Annotated in this window: 18 protein-coding genes; 3 read left to right on the top strand and 15 right to left on the bottom strand. The window is 34.7% G+C overall.

The features are described from left to right. Positions 1-81 precede the first annotated feature (81 nt). The 3 genes from BW983_RS21510 to BW983_RS21500 form a co-directional block, all read right to left on the bottom strand. The gene (locus BW983_RS21510) at positions 82-342 is read right to left on the bottom strand and encodes a hypothetical protein (protein WP_139329337.1); all 261 of its coding nucleotides are present in this window, start codon (positions 340-342) and stop codon (positions 82-84) included. 218 nt (positions 343-560) lie between these two features. After that, positions 561-1,130, bottom strand: a complete 570-nt coding sequence (locus tag BW983_RS21505) for a Crp/Fnr family transcriptional regulator (protein WP_076553839.1) — start codon at positions 1,128-1,130, stop codon at positions 561-563. A 93-nt stretch (positions 1,131-1,223) separates the two neighbouring features. After that, positions 1,224-1,832 carry a hypothetical protein gene (locus BW983_RS21500; protein WP_076553838.1) on the bottom strand — a complete coding sequence of 203 codons (609 nt, stop codon included), beginning with the start codon at positions 1,830-1,832 and terminating at the stop codon, positions 1,224-1,226. A gap of 347 nt (positions 1,833-2,179) precedes the next feature. Between BW983_RS21500 and BW983_RS21495 the strand changes: the two genes are divergently transcribed. Further along, a complete protein-coding gene (locus tag BW983_RS21495; protein WP_076553849.1) occupies positions 2,180-3,529 on the top strand; it encodes an MATE family efflux transporter in 1,350 nt (449 codons plus the stop codon). A 276-nt stretch (positions 3,530-3,805) separates the two neighbouring features. Here the strand turns inward: BW983_RS21495 and BW983_RS21490 are convergent, their stop codons facing one another. After that, on the bottom strand, positions 3,806-4,612 hold the full coding sequence (locus tag BW983_RS21490; protein ID WP_076553837.1) for a helix-turn-helix domain-containing protein: 807 nt from the start codon (positions 4,610-4,612) through the stop codon (positions 3,806-3,808). Between the two features lie 71 nt (positions 4,613-4,683). On the opposite strand from BW983_RS21490, the gene BW983_RS21485 reads away from it, so the two are divergent. Continuing rightward, positions 4,684-5,889 carry a CynX/NimT family MFS transporter gene (locus BW983_RS21485; RefSeq protein WP_228409060.1) on the top strand — a complete coding sequence of 402 codons (1,206 nt, stop codon included), beginning with the start codon at positions 4,684-4,686 and terminating at the stop codon, positions 5,887-5,889. Between the two features lie 134 nt (positions 5,890-6,023). Here the strand turns inward: BW983_RS21485 and bioA are convergent, their stop codons facing one another. The 5 genes from bioA to BW983_RS21460 form a co-directional block, all read right to left on the bottom strand. After that, positions 6,024-7,310 carry an adenosylmethionine--8-amino-7-oxononanoate transaminase gene (gene bioA / locus BW983_RS21480; protein WP_076553835.1) on the bottom strand — a complete coding sequence of 429 codons (1,287 nt, stop codon included), beginning with the start codon at positions 7,308-7,310 and terminating at the stop codon, positions 6,024-6,026. A gap of 301 nt (positions 7,311-7,611) precedes the next feature. Continuing rightward, on the bottom strand, positions 7,612-8,595 hold the full coding sequence (gene bioB, locus BW983_RS21475) for a biotin synthase BioB (RefSeq protein ID WP_185116878.1): 984 nt from the start codon (positions 8,593-8,595) through the stop codon (positions 7,612-7,614). Continuing rightward, a complete protein-coding gene (bioD, locus tag BW983_RS21470) occupies positions 8,592-9,200 on the bottom strand; it encodes a dethiobiotin synthase (RefSeq protein WP_076553833.1) in 609 nt (202 codons plus the stop codon). Before bioD ends, bioB begins: the two co-directional genes overlap by 4 nt. A gap of 67 nt (positions 9,201-9,267) precedes the next feature. Then, a complete protein-coding gene (locus BW983_RS21465) occupies positions 9,268-10,377 on the bottom strand; it encodes an aminotransferase class I/II-fold pyridoxal phosphate-dependent enzyme (protein ID WP_076553832.1) in 1,110 nt (369 codons plus the stop codon). Next, the gene (locus BW983_RS21460; RefSeq protein ID WP_076553831.1) at positions 10,370-10,993 is read right to left on the bottom strand and encodes a hypothetical protein; all 624 of its coding nucleotides are present in this window, start codon (positions 10,991-10,993) and stop codon (positions 10,370-10,372) included. Before BW983_RS21460 ends, BW983_RS21465 begins: the two co-directional genes overlap by 8 nt. A gap of 65 nt (positions 10,994-11,058) precedes the next feature. Between BW983_RS21460 and BW983_RS21455 the strand changes: the two genes are divergently transcribed. Next, positions 11,059-12,546, top strand: coding sequence for an aminotransferase-like domain-containing protein (locus BW983_RS21455; RefSeq protein ID WP_076553830.1), 1,488 nt, complete (start codon positions 11,059-11,061; stop codon positions 12,544-12,546). 339 nt (positions 12,547-12,885) lie between these two features. On the opposite strand, the gene BW983_RS21450 is transcribed toward BW983_RS21455, so the two are convergent. The 6 genes from BW983_RS21450 to BW983_RS21430 form a co-directional block, all read right to left on the bottom strand. Further along, positions 12,886-13,698, bottom strand: coding sequence for an alpha/beta hydrolase (locus BW983_RS21450; protein ID WP_076553829.1), 813 nt, complete (start codon positions 13,696-13,698; stop codon positions 12,886-12,888). Between the two features lie 169 nt (positions 13,699-13,867). Further along, positions 13,868-14,545 (bottom strand): 3-oxoacyl-[acyl-carrier-protein] synthase III C-terminal domain-containing protein, encoded by a 678-nt coding sequence (locus tag BW983_RS21445; RefSeq protein ID WP_228409059.1) that lies wholly within the window; start codon positions 14,543-14,545, stop codon positions 13,868-13,870. Positions 14,546-14,665: 120 nt separating this feature from the next. Next, positions 14,666-14,845 carry a hypothetical protein gene (locus BW983_RS24415; RefSeq protein ID WP_228409058.1) on the bottom strand — a complete coding sequence of 60 codons (180 nt, stop codon included), beginning with the start codon at positions 14,843-14,845 and terminating at the stop codon, positions 14,666-14,668. A 132-nt stretch (positions 14,846-14,977) separates the two neighbouring features. Further along, complete coding sequence (locus tag BW983_RS21440; protein ID WP_076553828.1) at positions 14,978-15,565, bottom strand: Crp/Fnr family transcriptional regulator; 588 nt, start codon at positions 15,563-15,565, stop codon at positions 14,978-14,980. A gap of 16 nt (positions 15,566-15,581) precedes the next feature. Continuing rightward, positions 15,582-16,103, bottom strand: coding sequence for a GNAT family N-acetyltransferase (locus BW983_RS21435; RefSeq protein ID WP_076553827.1), 522 nt, complete (start codon positions 16,101-16,103; stop codon positions 15,582-15,584). A 9-nt stretch (positions 16,104-16,112) separates the two neighbouring features. Next, positions 16,113-16,694, bottom strand: coding sequence for a 5'-methylthioadenosine/S-adenosylhomocysteine nucleosidase family protein (locus tag BW983_RS21430; protein ID WP_076553826.1), 582 nt, complete (start codon positions 16,692-16,694; stop codon positions 16,113-16,115). Between the last annotated feature and the right edge of the window lie 67 nt (positions 16,695-16,761).

Below are 16,761 nucleotides of genomic sequence, written 5' to 3'. Positions count from 1 at the left end.
ACGATTTTCTGCAATTTTATACAACATTTTTAAGCGAAATTTGATAATAAAATATTGAATATCAAATCGTTGTATTTATTTTTAGGAATGACTAAATATAAGTTCCGGAAGCTGTGCATGAACGGTCAATACAATCGGAGGATTGATAAAAGGTAATTTCTGATCAGCATCCCAGTCGGCATCTTTTTTATGGTTGTCATAGTGTTCCATGACGAATTCTGAAAGATTTCCGTGATATTCCATATAATGTTCCACAAACATAGGCACCTTGAGTACTTCCCCCGCATTGGTGGTAGCCAGCACATACATCATCGAGCATAATATGGAGAACCATTTTAACATTACTGCAAATATAGGGCTTAAATTTTTCCTGAGGAAAATGTAGAAGATTAATTTTTGTTTAATAAAGAGGTTTTCAGCTGATTTTAAAACCTGTACCTTATTTAAAATTTATATGTTGAACCTTTAGGGAATTTAAAGTTTTAAAAAGTATTAAGGTCTTGGATCAACGTTATTTAAAGATGAATTTTACTTAATGATTTGTAGTTATAACATTTTACTTAAAGCTTTGATTTAAGTCGGCTCAACGTTTCCTGCGAAATATTAAGATATGAAGCAACCATTTTATTAGAAAGCCTGCGGACGATAATCGGGTTCTCTTCCAATAACTGTCGGTATTTTTCCAGTGCATCCTGAACCAGGAAAGACATAAGACGTTTCGTATTGGTCACATAGGCTATTTCAAGGTAAATTCTGTAAAACTTTTCCCATTTCGGAACAATGTCAAGCAGGTGATAAAAATCTTTATGGGTGATATAGAAAACTTCAGTATCTTCTACTGCCTGTATGAATTCTTCAGAAGGTTCAGAAGTAATAAAACTCACTAAAGCTGTCGCAAACTGATTTTCAAAAGCAAAATACCGTGTTGAATCCTGCCCGTCTTCATTGATAAAGAATATTCTGAGACATCCGCTTGCAACAAAAAAAGTTTTCTGGCTGGATTGTCCGGTGGTAAGAAGCAATTCGTTTTTTTTTAATCTGATCGGTTTAAAATAAGGAAGAATGGTAGCCAGTTCTTCTTCTGTTACCGTTATTTTCTCTTTGATGTATAAAGCCAGCTGTTCTTCCATGATGGTAAATCAATCATTGGCAAATGTAGTAATAAATGCTTTATTCATCCCTATTTTGCCTATGAGAGCACTTTTTTTGAATAAGATTTATTTCTAATCAAAATCCAGAAACCCATCTGTAAGTTTTTTCCACTGAATTTTTGCAATTCCCATCATTCCGCCAGCTGCTACGGTCATATTTCTTAGAATATCTATAAATGCAGCATTGAAGTTGGGCGATTCATTCCGTCCGTATACAGCAGTTTTTAGATGGGTCGGACTTTTGTAAATCAGGAAGGAAGAAGTTGCTTTAGAGCTATAAAAATGAGCAATATGCGTGCTTTTTGTATCAATAGGATTTCTTGATGGTCTGCAAGTGATCATGATACTTTCTGAAATAGTATCTTGGTAAAAGCATATATCAACAATTTCCACCCAATCATAACCTTTGGCTTCCCTTTCTCCTGGTCCCGGAATATTTATTCTGATGAAATCTCCCTTTTGAGGATCACGTTCGGTAGGATTTCCGGTAGAATCGTAAAGTTTAAAATCAGCAAAGGCTTCTCCGCAATAGCTTTTCCATTGATGGACAGATAAAAATCTTTTCTTCAGTATTTCAAATTTAAATGGAACCCATTCTGTTTCGAACTGTTTTCTGCTTTCCGTATCATGAAATCCTCCGGACTTTTGTTGTGGAACTCCTTTAATGTTTTTAGGTTTCATATTATCTGTTTTATCCAAATTAAAAGAAATTATAAGTATTTCTTTATGATCAGAATCACAATGATTTACAGATTAATTTAAAAAAGTAATCACTTATTCCCTTTCACGGAGTATTTATTCCGCTTTATAGACATCATATTAGATTGCGGGCTGGTAAGTTTGCAAATATTAATATTATTTAGAATTATTCTTAATAATTATATTAATAAAAAATAGTACGTGTTCATTGAAAGCTGGAAAAGAAGCAGGAATCTTTTGTTGATTAAAAGATAAGTAGATTTAATTTTCATTTACAAATACTTTCCTCTTCGCCAGCTTTCTTTTACTTAATGATTTACAGCAAAATAATGGAGCAACAGAGACAGTTTATTTTAAATGAAAAGATACACAAGGTAATGTGGCAAATGTCATGGCCAGCCGTGATTGCAATGGTTCTTTATGGATTGAATAATTTTCTGGACGGAATTTTCGTGGGACATCTGATCAGCAATACAGCGTTGGCTGCTGTGGGAGTAGCATATCCATTGGCACAGTTTGCACAGGGATTCGGTACGTTGATTGGTACTGGTGTAGGTTCTGCAGTCAGCATATGGATTGGGGCAAATGACAAAGAAAGGCTGAGTCGCTCAATGGGAACTGTCAATTTTCTTACTTTATTGTTTTCTGTTGCCATTACCATTCCGTGTTATATTTTCGCTAAGGAACTGGTATATATGATGGGAGGAAGAGGTGAGATTTTAAGTTTAGGAGTAGAATACTTCAGGGCAACAATTTTGGGAAGTTTTTTCTGGATTCATGGCTTAGCTCTTAATATGCTGATCCGTGCAGAAGGCAAAATGAAAACTGCAGCATGGATGATTGCTGTGGGATTAATTGTGGATGTAGCATTAAAACCTCTGTTTATCAAAACTTTTGGCTGGGGAGTAAGCGGAGCAGCATGGGCAACGAATATTTCCATGATTATTTATACGGTTCTGGGAATCTGGTATTATGCATCCGGAAAAGCATCGTTCAATACTAATTTTTGGTCTTTCAAATGGGATCAATCTATCATCAAAGAGGCATTGTCTTTAGGAATGCCGGGTTTTATTATGATGGTAATGATTGTCGTTCAGAATATTGTAGTGTTTAATGTCCTTGCTAAGTATGGAAAAGATACGGATATAACTTTTTTTACAGCGGTAAACCGATTCTATATCTTATTAAATACGCCGCTCTGGGGATTGATGAGAGCCCTGCAGCCTGTTTCAGGAATGAATTTTGGAGCCGAAAAATATGAAAGAAGCATCAGAGCTTACCGGCTGTTTTCTTTTACAGGATTGATGATTCTCCTTCCCTTCTGGTTTTTGGTGATGTATTTCCCTTCAGAGGTTCTATCTGTCATGATTCCGAATGTAATATTTAATGAAGCTCAGCTAATGGATTTTAGAATTTATATGAGTGTTTTACCTACATTACCTTTTATATTTATGGCGGTAGTTTGGTTTCCTTCCATAGAGAATGCAAAACCTGCTACCATTATAAGTATTGTAAGACAGGTAGTACTTTATATTCCTGCTCTTCTTATTATTCCAATGATATATGGAATCAGGAGTATTTATGTAGTAAGTGCTGTAATAGAATGGCTGATATTTACCATTGTAATGTATGTGGTATGGCTAAATTTCAAAATGTTAAGAAAAACTAAAATATGTTAGCGAATGACTATTTTTAATTAAAATAAATAATTTTTAAAAAAAATGCACATATGATGCTTTGCATAATATAATTTTTGCTTATATTTGTGAATCGAAATAATTTTTTTTCATCATTTGTGTTTTTTTAAGGTCTCCATCACTGGGGACCTTTTTGTTTGGATAGATGTTGTAATTGGTGATTTTATGCTTATCTGAAAATACAGCAAAATGGGAATTATATATCAAAATGAATAACGGAAGTACTTTTAAATAAGGTAGTTTTTAACTCCGAAAATGTTAATAAATCCCCTTTTCTACGCTAACATTAATATTTTTAATAAAATCGGAAGGTCTTTCCTGCATCACAGACAAAAAACTTCTGGTATATGCCTGTACACTTTTATACCCTATTTCATAAGCGGTTTCTGAAATCGTTAAATTTCCTGAACTCAATAATTCAAGGCTTTTAATGATACGAAGCATCTGTTGGTATTTACTTAAGGTCAATCCCGTTTCCTTCTTAAAGATACGTTCCAGAGTACGGAAAGATAACAATGCTGTATCACCGAGATCTTCCAGTCGGATTTCTTTATTATAATGATCATGAAGATATTCAATGACTTTGGTTAGCCGTTTATCCTTTGGAAGACAAATATGAAGTTTCAGGGAATGCTCTACGAAATGCGGAAGTTCATTGAAAAGTACTTTTAAAAATAAAGTTTCATTACGGTCTTCTTTAAGATGCTTAGACCATTTTTCAGCATATTTTATCATTTCCCTTAGAACGGGAGGAACAGAAAATACATTCACCTCATCATAAAAAGGATTCTTTTTATCTGTATCAGCAAACATGATCATCAGTTTGATCTTTTCAGAATGAGAATTGGTTTTATGAATAATATTTGACGGAATCCACGCGGCATGATTTTGTGGAAGTAGGTAAATCTTTTCTTCAATTGTAATGTATTGAAAACCACTTTCTACATACACAAGCTGTCCCTTTTGATGATAATGAAGTACATCATCATGAATCCAGTTTTCTTCAAACCAAACGAAATAAGGTTTATTCAGTTCATCTATTTTTATACTGTCATTCGCATTCATGTCGTTTTAGGTTAAAACTTTGGCAAAATTAAACAAAAATACTGTCTTAATTTTGTACAAAAGTTTTTAATATGATGAAGAATGAAGTAAGAAAGAATGCTTCTTATGTTTTATTAGTTTTAAATGTTTTGGTAGTGATCCTGATCTCAAGTAATCTCCGCTCACCTATTGTTGCCGTATCTCCGGTACTTGGAGATGTCAGAGATACTTTGAAGCTGGATAATTTTCAGGTGAGTCTTCTTACCTCTATTCCACTTTTTATGTTTGCGGTGTGCTCTGTTTTGGTGAGCAGGTTTTCAAATAAACTGGGAATTAGTAGACTATTGATGTATTCATTGATTATTCTAAGTTTCGGATTGTTTTTAAGAATCACAGGATCTCTTTGGTTACTATTCATTGGTTCTGTATTTATTGGTCTGGGAATTTGCATTGGAAATGTTGTGACTCCGGGGTACGTTAAAAATAATTTTCCTAAACAGATTGGTCTCATGACAGGTATTTTTGCCGTTTCCATGAATCTTACGGCAGCTCTGGCATCAGGGTTTAGTGTAAGAATTGGCGAATGGACAGGTTTCGGATGGCGCGGTTCTTTAGGAATATGGTTGGTAATTGCTGCTTTAGGGTTTCTTGTATTGATTTTAGAAATGATTTTTAATAAAAAGAATTCCGATCAGCCAAAGCCTGCCTTGGGTACTTCCGATTTCAATATGTTTAAGTCTTCTCAGGCTTGGAATATCAGTATTTTTATGGGATTACAGTCATTGTTTTATTATTGTATGGTTGCATGGCTGCCCTCATTTCTTACAGATTATAATATGCCGGGTGAAAGTGCAGGATGGGTTCTTTTTGTGATTCAGATTACAATGATTCCAGTTACATTTTGTTGCCCGATTATTGCCAGTAAAATGAAAGATCAAAGAATAATGATCCTTTTTATCTGTGCTCTAATGTTTACAAGCACCATGATGTTTGTATTTTTAAAATCTCAATGGATCTATGTAAATGCTGTTGTAATCGGAATTTCAAATGGATTGTCTTTCAGTTTATCAATTCTGTTTTTTTCAACAAGAACGAAAAGCAGCATCAATGCGGTGAAAATTTCCGGAATGGCGCAATCTGTGGGGTATCTTATTGCCGCATTCGGACCTCCGGTATTTGGAAAGCTTCATGATTGGGATATTTCCTGGAATACGTCCTTCTATTTTTTAAGTATTGCTGTACTTATTATGCTTTATTTTGGAATGAAGGCTGCAAGAAATAAATATGTAGAAGATTAATATTATTTATTTAAAAATCTAGATAAAAAGAGGCTATTTCTGTTTGAAAAGCCTCTTTTTTATTGAAAATCGGATGTTGGTGTATTGATATAATGAATTTGAATGCTATATAGATTTAGATTAAAGTAAAATATTTAATCGTTAAACTGATCTAAGACTTCAAGAATATTCTGATAAACAAACTTAAGCTCTTCCGGAGATATGCAATATGGAGGAACCAGATAAAGAACATTTCCTAATGGGCGCATGATGATTCCTCTCTGCAGAAATTCATTATAAAGTTTCTTTCCAATCTCATTGAAATAGGATGTGCCATGTCCGGTTTTAAAATCAAAAGCTAAAATAGTTCCGATCTGACGAGCATTTTCAATCTGAGGATGAAGTGAAAGTGTTTTTATAAAATCAGAATGTTGCTGGGTAATCCGTTGAATATTCATTTGGGTTTCTTCTTTAAGTAATAATTCCATACTTGCTAAGCCTGCAGTACAAGCTAAAGGATTGGCTGTAAAAGAATGTCCGTGAAATAGCGTTTTATGCTGATCATCGGACCAGAAAGCATCAAATATTTCTTTTGAACAGGTAGTAATTCCCATTGGCATGGTTCCGCCAGTTAGTCCTTTTGAAAAACACATGATATCCGGATGTTCTGAAAGATGATTGGCAGCAAATAGTTTTCCTGTTCTTCCAAACCCTGTAAAAACCTCATCCTGAATCATGAGTATCTTTTGTTCTCTACAGAATTTCATCAGACTGTTTAAATCTTCAGCATCATACATCAACATTCCTGCAGCTCCCTGAACCAATGGTTCATAAATAAAGCACGCCACCTCATCAGCAAGATCTTTGATCTGAATCTTTAAGTCTTCAATATTTTCGGAATTGGGTGTATCAATGAAAACAACTTCAAAGAGCATGCTTTCGAAAGGTTTAGTCCAAAAACTTTTCTCACTTACAGACATTGCTCCGAAAGTATCTCCGTGATAAGCATTCCTGAACGCAAATATTTTAGTTTTCTTCTTTTCCTTATTATGAGCAAACTGAATACACATTTTCAAGGCTACTTCCACTGCCGTTGAACCATTATCGGAATAAAAAACTTTTTTCTGGTTAGAAGGCAGGAGTTTCAAAAGGTTTTCTGAAAGCTGTACCGCTGGTTCATGCGTAAATCCGGCAAAAATTACTTGCTCCAGAGTATTGAGCTGCTCGAATATCCGTTGAGCAATATAAGGATGAGAATGCCCATGAAGTGTTACCCACCACGAGGAAACCACATCCATATATTTTTTCCCCTCTTCATCGTAGAGATAAATACCTTTTCCTTTTGTAATAGGAATTATATTATCAGCTGTCTTCATTTGAGTATACGGATGCCAATTGACGTCTTTGTCTCTTTTCTGCAGGCTGGTTTTTACTTTATTCATTATTGTGGAATATGTACTGGTTACTTTAGATTGTTTTAACGCTATGTTCGCTAAGTTTCTGATATCATTGCTTCATTGATTATGATCGCAAGGGCGTTACACTCAGCAGAGGCATGTGTCCTTTGCTGAATGAAATACCGTTGCAAACTAATAAGTCTAATTATTATCTTTCCTTGCGAGCGTTGCGTTTAAAGATTAAAATAAAAGATTAATCATTTAAAATATTTGACAAAAGTTTTTTAATTGAATTGATAATACACATAATTAAAATCCAAAAACTCATAATACGTGATTAATGATATTAACAACAAGTTTCTTTTTTCATCATAGGCTTCAGTCCTAATGTTTCCAGCATCTGCATATCTTCAGATACACCAGGGTTCGGAGTAACCAATAAAGTTTCTCTTTCGCCTGTAAAAATAGAATTGGCTCCTGCCATGAAGCACCAAGCCTGTTCTGTTTCAGACATTTCTATACGTCCTGCACTCAGCCTTACCATAGAGGCTGGCATTACAATTCTTGCGGTAGCAATCATTCTTACCATTTCCCAGGTGTCTACTTTTTCATTGTTTTCTAATGGAGTTCCTTCTACTCTAGCCAGAGCGTTGATTGGAACAGATTCCGGATGTTTAGGCATAGTAGCCAGTGTTAAAATCATAGAAATTCTATCTCTGTGAGTTTCTCCTAATCCAATGATTCCGCCGGAACATACTGTAATTCCTGCTTTACGAACATTATTAATTGTATTGATTCTGTTATCAAAAGTTCTTGTTGAAATAATTTCTTCATAATACTGTTCAGAAGTATCAAGATTATGGTTATAGGCATATAATCCCGCCTCCTGAAGTCTTACAGCCTGTTCTTCCGTAAGCATTCCTAAAGTACAACATACTTCTAAGCCTAATTCATTTACACCTTTCACCATATCAATTACTCTGTCAAAATCACGATTGTTACGTACTTCACGCCATGCAGCAGCCATACAGAACCGGGATGAACCACTGTCTTTTGCTTTTTGAGCATGGGCAATTACCGTTTCTGTAGGAAGTAAAGCCTGTACTTTGATATTGGTGTGGTAACGTGCTGCCTGCCCACAATATGAGCAATCTTCAGGGCAGCCTCCGGTTTTGATGGATAATAATGTAGAAATCTGTACCTCAGAAGGATCATGCCATTCTCTGTGAACGGTTGCTGCTTTATAGATCAGTTCCATTAAAGGTAAATGATATATTTTTTCAATTTCTTCTTTAGTCCAGTCGTGTCTGATTGTTGTATCCATTATCATAGTTTTGTTATTTTTAATTGTTTTGCTGTAGTTGTGATATTTTTTTTATCAGGATCAATCTCAGATATTCTGATAATTTTTGTTTCTTTTTTAATATAATTACAGATTACTCTTTCTGTATCTTCAGGGAATTCTCCGTTAAGGATCAGATATTCCAGTTTTATATTCCTTTGTTCCAATGCCATAATGGAAAGTAAAGTATGATTGATACATCCCAGATAATTTCTCACAACAAGTGCTGTGGGAAGTTTCAGTTGTTCAATCAGATCAATCATAAATACATCATCCGAGAGAGGAACCATAAGTCCGCCCGCTCCTTCTACAATAAGAGAGTTTCCAGTATCTGGCAATTGGAAGTCATCTAAGTTTATTTGTATATTTTCAGCTTTTGCAGACTGATGTGGAGATGCAGCTAATTGGAGACGGTAAGTTTCAGGATGACAATACGTATTATCTGTCCATTTTTCAATTTTGTTACTGTCCGTATAATGAAGATCTCCTGATTGTACGGGTTTCCAGTAATCTGTTTTGAAATGTTCTACTAAAATTGCTGAACAAACAGTTTTCCCGATTTCAGTTCCTATTCCTGTAATAAATAATTTCATAATGTTGAGAGACAAAATAGTATTTGAATAAAGTCTGTTCTTTTCTCATTTACGATTTAGTCTGTTTTTAAATAAATTCTTTAATAATTTCTGTCAGTCTTATAATTTCTTCTTCTGTATTAAAGCTATGCAGGCATATTCGGAGTCTTTCTGTTCCTTCTTTTACTGTCGGGCTGTGTATAGCATACGTTTGAAAACCTTTTTCAAATAAAGATTTTTGTAGCATTTTCAGTTTTTGATTATCCGGAATGATAATAGCTTGAATAGGGCTTGATTCCGAAGATGGAGATTCCAATCCCTGGCTTCTGAATGCTTTTACGTTTTCCTTAAGTCTGGTAGAAAGTTTCTGATGATCTTCCAGAAATTCGTATCCTGTTTTTATGCTCATCCATTGAAAATCCTGTGCAGAAGTTGAGTAGATAAAAGGAGAAGCAAAATTGATCAGGTAAGACTTTATAATATCATTGCATAATATAGCAGCCCCATGAGTACCAAGTGCTTTACCATAAGTTACTACGGTTGCTGTAATTTCGCTTTCCAATCCGTATTTTTCAATCAATCCGTTTCCAAAAACGCCGAATGCATGAGCTTCATCTACCAATAGATCTGCATTATATTGCTTAGCAAGTTTTACAATCTCCTGAAGAGGTGCAAAGTCTCCTTCCATGGAGTAAAGACTCTCTATGGCAATGTAACAATGTCCTTTCTGTCTTTGTAGCACTTTTTCCAGATCATTCAGATCATTATGCCTGAATTTTAATTTCTTAGCATGAGACATTTTACAGGCGTCATGTACAGAACGGTGGATCTGTTCATCCGCAATGATAGTATCATGACGGCTAGGAAGTGTTGAAAATAACGCCAGATTAGCATTATAGCCGGATGGAAAAAGTAACGCAGAAGAAAATTTGTGCTTTTTTGCAATGAATTCTTCAGTAGAAATCACCAAATTGCTATTTCCACTGATAAGCCTTGAACCCGTACTTCCAGAAAGCAATTGAGGAGTATCATTGATCTTTTTTAATAAAATATCCTGAAACTCTCTATTTCTTGCTAACCCTAGATAATCGTTGGAATAAAAGTCAATACCTTCAGTTGGACTCTTTAAAGTTCTTAATGTACCTTCCTGCTCTCTTTTATGAAGCGCTTCCTCAAAACGGCTGATGTTTTTAAGCATAATCAAGCTGTACGACTTCTTCTGTAATCGCATTGATCCACTGTTCGTGCAATCCCTTTTCAATCGTTAATATATTTTCTGCATGGAGCTTCCAGTCTGTAGAGAACTCATTTAATTGATTGATCATTTCTTCGAGATGTCCTTCTTCTTCCAGAATAATAGACTTTACCATAATCCTTGAAGATTCTTCGGTGAGAACCTGCTGATATACTGGATAAAGCTCATCCGCACGAACTTCTATAGCATAGGTTACGAAAAGATAGGCTGCATACTTTAGATCTTCTTTGTTTAATTGAAATACGTCCTGCAAGTATCTGCATGCTTTAATATCAAGCGAATGAAGATACTGTCGGGTAGCAATTGAAGCAAGAAGTTCTTTATCTTCATATGTTTTACAAAGCTCCGGATCTATCTTGCTGATCTGTTTTTTCAGATAATAGGCATGACGATGTTCTTCCGCAGCGTGTTTAAGCTGGATTTGTGATACCAGAATCGGGTGTTCACATTTTGAGATCTTTCTTGCTCCGGCATTTTCCATGAAGGAAAGCGTATTCAGCCACTTGGCATGAGTACCGCCGTCCTGTACAATTTTTTTAAGCAGGCGATGAAATTCCATAGATTTTTATTTTGAGTCAAAAGTAGTATATTGCCGGATGGTTCCATGGTGCCAGTTTTTATATTATGGATAGTCCGGTTAAGATTCCTTATGAAAGTTTTATTAAAATAGATAGAAAATCAGAGACTTCTATTTATCTTCAAATCGCAAATCAGTTAGTAAATGCTATTCAAAGAGGATATTTACCCTTTGGAACAAAGCTTCCCGGTACCAGAGCTTTCAGTGAGATACTGGATGTTCACCGTAATACTGCTGTTGCGGTGTATGATGAATTGTCTGCACAAGGCTGGGTAGAAAGTTTCCCCAATAAAGGCACCTTTGTCATCGGAAAAGATCAGGAAAAACCAATAAAAGTAAAAGATTTTGAAGAAAATAATCTTCAGAACTATCCTAAAATAACAGGATTTTCCTTCAAAACATCAAACATTCTTGATAATCCTTTTGAACATTCAGACTGTGAATACGTTTTTAATGATGGAGTTCCGGATATAAGACTTACTCAGGTTGGCCAGCATTCCAGATATTATAGTTCTATTCTTAAAAGAAAATCCACTCAGAAAACATTAGGTCACTATAACCATGATGGAAGCGAGTTTTTTAAAGAACATTTATCTCAATACCTGAATCTTTCCCGAGGACTCCCTATTTCTAAGAATAATCTTCTCATTACCCGAAGTACGGAAATGAGTATTTATATTGTTTCTGAAATTTTACTTTCCGCAGGAGATACGGTTTTGGTAGGTGATCTAAGTTATTTCTCTGTAAATATGATTTTTCAGAAAGCAGGAGTTAATATTGTAACGTTACCGATAGATCAAGACGGAATTATTGTAGAAAATGTACGGGAAATATGTAAAAAGCAGAAAATAAGGATGCTTTATCTTACTCCTCACCATCACTATCCTACTACCGTTGCTCTAAGTGCACAAAGAAGGCTGGAACTTTTGGAGCTGGCGAATGAATACGGTTTTGTAATTCTTGAAGATGATTATGATTATGAATTTCATTATGATAAAAGCCCAATTCTTCCTCTTGCCAGCGCAGATACAAACGGTATGGTGATCTATATCGGTTCTTTTGGAAAATCGCTCGCTCCCGGATTCAGAACAGGCTTTATTGTTGCTCCTGAAAATCTTATGGTGGAAATGCGGAAACACCTTGGAATCATAGACAGGCAGGGAGATATTCTAATGGAAAGAACATTGGGTGAAATGATTGAAGAGGGTGAAATTAACCGTTACCTCAAGAAATCTTTGAAAGTATATCAGGAAAGGCGTGATCATTTCTGTGATTTGCTGGAAGAAAATCTAGGGAATCATATCAGTTTTGAAAAACCATCTGGAGGTCTTGCCATTTGGCTGCAATGGAATATTCCGCTGAATCTGATGCAGCTGAGCAGGAATTGTGCAAAAGATAATCTTTTCATACCCAAAACATTATTGTATCAGAACAAAGGGCTAACTGCAATGAGGCTTGGTTTTGGAGATTTAAACTTTGATGAAATGGAAAAAAGTGTCGATATTTTTTCAAAGAATTCAAAAAATTTCTTCTAGGTTCTATTTTTTATGCACGAGAGATTACCAAAAGATTCTCATTAAGATTACAAATGCAAAACTCCATGAATTATACAGATCTTGCCGATATGAAGATCAAAGCTTTTCCTTATCAGAGTCGTGGAACAACGTTTTCTGCAGGTTACACGTTTAATTATTAAACTCTCATAAGATTTGCTGATATATTTTAATACTGTTGAAAATCAAATATTCAATAGAGTTAAAATATATCAGTAATCTACATTCAAAACAGATTCTTAAGGGTTAAGAAGAATACATACACATCGTATCTATCAATACAGTTAGATCTATTGATGTAAAACTGTTTTTTATTTAATATTATTGGTTAAAAAACTTATCAAACAAAGTCAGTTGCTCAGAAAGTGATCTGCTCCAGTATTTATCATCATGAACTCCTAAAGATTCTATATAAAGATGTTGGATTTTAAGATCTGTAAGCTTTTTGTGAAAATTTCTGTTCATTCCGATCATCTGTACATCCTCAGTTCCACAATCAAAAATATAATGCTGTCCGGCATCTGCCATAAGTTTCACTTTGTTATCAGTTAAGAAACCAGGATTGATTGTTAATAATGGACCAAGCACCTTATCTACCATATATTTATTATATCCTTGCCCAAAGGAATTGAAATCCAGAGCACCACAAGAACTTCCTACAATACCAAAGGTTTTATTATAAGTAACCCCAATATTTGTTGCTCCATAGCCTCCCATACTCCATCCCAAGATACCTCGGAATCTCTTCTCTGCTTTTACTGGGTAATTTTTGTCAATAAATTCCACAAGCTCCTTTCCAATAAAGGTCTGGTACTGTGAATCTTTCACAATCGGACTGTCTACATACCAAGAACTGTAGTTTCCATCCGGCAAAACATAAATTGTTTGATACTCTTGTGCTTTCTGAACCAGATCCGGAATATCCTGTTTAATAATTCTTTCCGGATTTCCACTGAAGCCATGGAGAATATATACCGATGGATAGGTGGTTTTGGGTTGAATATCAGGGGTAATGATGATGGTTTTGATTTTTTTATTCATTTTCGGGCTGAAAACTTCCTGATGAATAATCTTTTGTGCTGATAACTGAATACAGGCAATCAGTACAAATACAATGTTGATGAGCTTCTTCATGTTGAAAAATATTTAATTAATGATAATCACAGGTCTCTAGATGACAAAACACATAGCGTACCAATGACCTTTTGACATAACAAAATTGAGGTAGAAAAAAGAAAAAAGCTTCAACATATGTTGAAGCTTTTGTTAATTTATTTTTGATATGACCAGATCATTCAATAAATTAATATCTCCAAAGCATTAAACCTGCCTGATAGCCTGTTCCCAGCGTCCATATGAGAATGTAATCACCTTTTTTCAAGCGCTTTACTTTTTTTTGATATTTGTCTAAAGCTAAAAACGGACTGGAAGCTCCGGTATACCCCAGTTCTTTAGAATAAAAAGGAATTTTTTCTTCTGGCAGCTGAAAGTATTCGCGAATAATATTGATGTTTTTTATAGAAAACTGTGAAAATAAGAATAATTCAATCTGCTCAAGATTTATCTGATTGCGATGTAAAAAGTGAGTAATATTATCCAGTGCAAAATTGACACTTCCCATTCCATCAAAAATTCGGTCCCATGTTGTCAGATCACCAGGATGATGTCCTGAATTTCCTTTAGGCGGGTACAGTACAGTATTACAAAAGCTACTGTCTGTATGATACAATACATCTATTAATCCTGAGGTAGCATCTCCGTCATTTTCTACGATGAAGGCAAAAGCTGAATCTGAAAGACAAAAAGCTGTCGTCGGGTTATCAGGGTCTAATATTGTCGAAAATTTTTCAGCACAAATAACTAAAGCTTTTGTTCCTTTGCCAGCTCCTGTTAAGTATTTTGATACCTGATCCAGTGCTATAAATCCTCCAATACAATTGGCGTTAATATCATAACATAATGTATCCGGCTTTCCTTCCAATGCATAATGGATCTGGATAGCATCACAAGGTATATGATGTTCAGGAGAGTTGGTAACAAAAACAATAATATCTATATCAGTAATGGAAATATTACTTTCATTAAGAACTCCTCTTCCTGCTTATATTGCCATGGAAAGTGTAGTTTCAAAAGAATTTTCTGGAACAATAAAACGATCTTCCCTCCCTAAAGCATTTTGGATTTTTTGCATTGAAATTTCCAGAAGTTCAAAACGCTCAATAACAGCAGCATTATTTTCTACAAACTCAGGATGATAGAAATACGTGTGATGTAGTTTCATGATTGGTTATTTTTGTTAATTATATCTCTAATAAGTGATATAATACAAAGTTAACACTAAAATGCAATATATCACATAAATATGAAATATATCATTAATACCTGATAATTAAAAATATATGATAAAATTTAATTATAAATTATTTCCGTGAATGTCTTTTTTTATCCTGCTTAGTTGTGTAGGTGTAATTCCCAGATAAGAAGCTATATGAAGTTGTTTCAATCTGTCATACAGAGATTTATTTTCCAGTAATTGTAAGTAACGCTGTTTCGCTGTCTCAAATTTTAAAGAAACTTCAAGCGGTTCTTTTTTCACGACCCAGTTATGTTCCAAATATCTGATATGAAAAAGAGCGAGATCATGATGTTTTTCTAATAAATCCCTGTAAGCTTTCTCAGGATATTGTATCACAGAGCAATCTTCAAGGGCAATGATATTGAAATCACTGGGTTCATTTTTAATAATGGCTGCTGTAGAAGCTACAAAACTGTTTTCCTCAAAGAAAATTTTATAAATAGGGTCGCCCTGTTCATCAACCGTGTAATATCCTACCAATCCGGATTGTAAGAAATAATAATACCTTGCCCTATTTCCTGCTTCCAGAATAAGATCATTTTTCCTGAATCGTTTTTCTGTACAGATATCCAAGAGGGGTTGAATAGTATTATCAGATAAAGGATAATACTGATTGATTTGTTTTAAAAATTCTAAGGTGTTCACGCAGTGTAGATGACTTCTAATCCAATACTTTCTTCATCATCAGATCAGTTTGTTCTTCATCTCCAAGTCTGAAAATATGCTTATCAAATTCAATAAATCCGTTTTTTCTGTAAAAGTTTAATGCTCTTAAGTTCTCTTCCCAAACTCCTAGCCACAGACATGATTTATTAAGATGCTGAGCGATTTCTAAAGCTTTGTCATAAAGAAGCTGCCCAACTTTCTTGCCATGATGGCTTTGTTTAACGTAGATTCTTTCAATTTCAAGACTGGTTTCATCCTGTAATTCTGTTTGGGTACTACCAGTGTTTACTTTAAGGTATCCAACGGGATTGTCTTCTTCCCAGGCAATAAAGAAATGGGATTCTTTATTGCTAAGTTCAGCTTTCAGTTTTTCTGCATTGAAACTTTCCTCAAGGTATTTTTTCATAGCCTCTTCAGAATTATCTTTTGCAAAAGTTTCTGTAAAAGTCTGAATTCCGAGGTGTTGTATGATTTCCCAATCTTCAGATGAAGCTTTATGGATGATAATGGATGCCATGATACTATTTTATGAGAATAATATTTTCTTAAATGCTTCAGAAGCTAAATGTACCTGTACACTCCAATCGTCTGCTGCATCACTTCCTGCGTCGTCAGAAATATATTTTAAACACAGGAACGGAATGTTTTCCTGATGAGCAATAAGTGCCAATGGATAAGCTTCCATATCTACAATATTGTAATCCGTTTCAGAATGGTTCATCTCAAAACTATCACCACTTCCGCAGATTCCTTCTTTTAGTGTATCCATTTTAATACCATATTCCAAGACAGGCGGAACTCCGGATAGCGGGGTTTCATAAAGTTTAAAACCAAGTCCTCTTACATCCATATCTCTCTGAATAAATTTCGTACAGCAAACTACTTCTCCTTTATGAAATCCTTTACTTCCTGCTGATCCCAAATTGACAATCAGCTTTGGTTTTCTGGCATGGATTTCTTTAGTCAGTTCTATCGCAGCATTTACTTTTCCGATACCTGTTATTAATTTATTTTTTCCGTCAAATACTGTTCCCGCTTCTGAATCCAATGCAAAAACGAAAAGCGTATCTGCAATCGGATAATGAAGTTCATTATTAATTTTTATCATTGAGAAAATAGATTTTATACAGCTACTGAAGCTGTCTTACAAAGATACGAGAGTTTTATTGTAATTC

Source organism: Chryseobacterium ureilyticum (genome assembly GCF_900156735.1).
GTDB classification, from domain to species: domain Bacteria; phylum Bacteroidota; class Bacteroidia; order Flavobacteriales; family Weeksellaceae; genus Chryseobacterium; species Chryseobacterium ureilyticum.
Note: the sequence above shows the minus strand (reverse complement) of the source record. Positions and strands in the feature narration are given on the sequence as shown.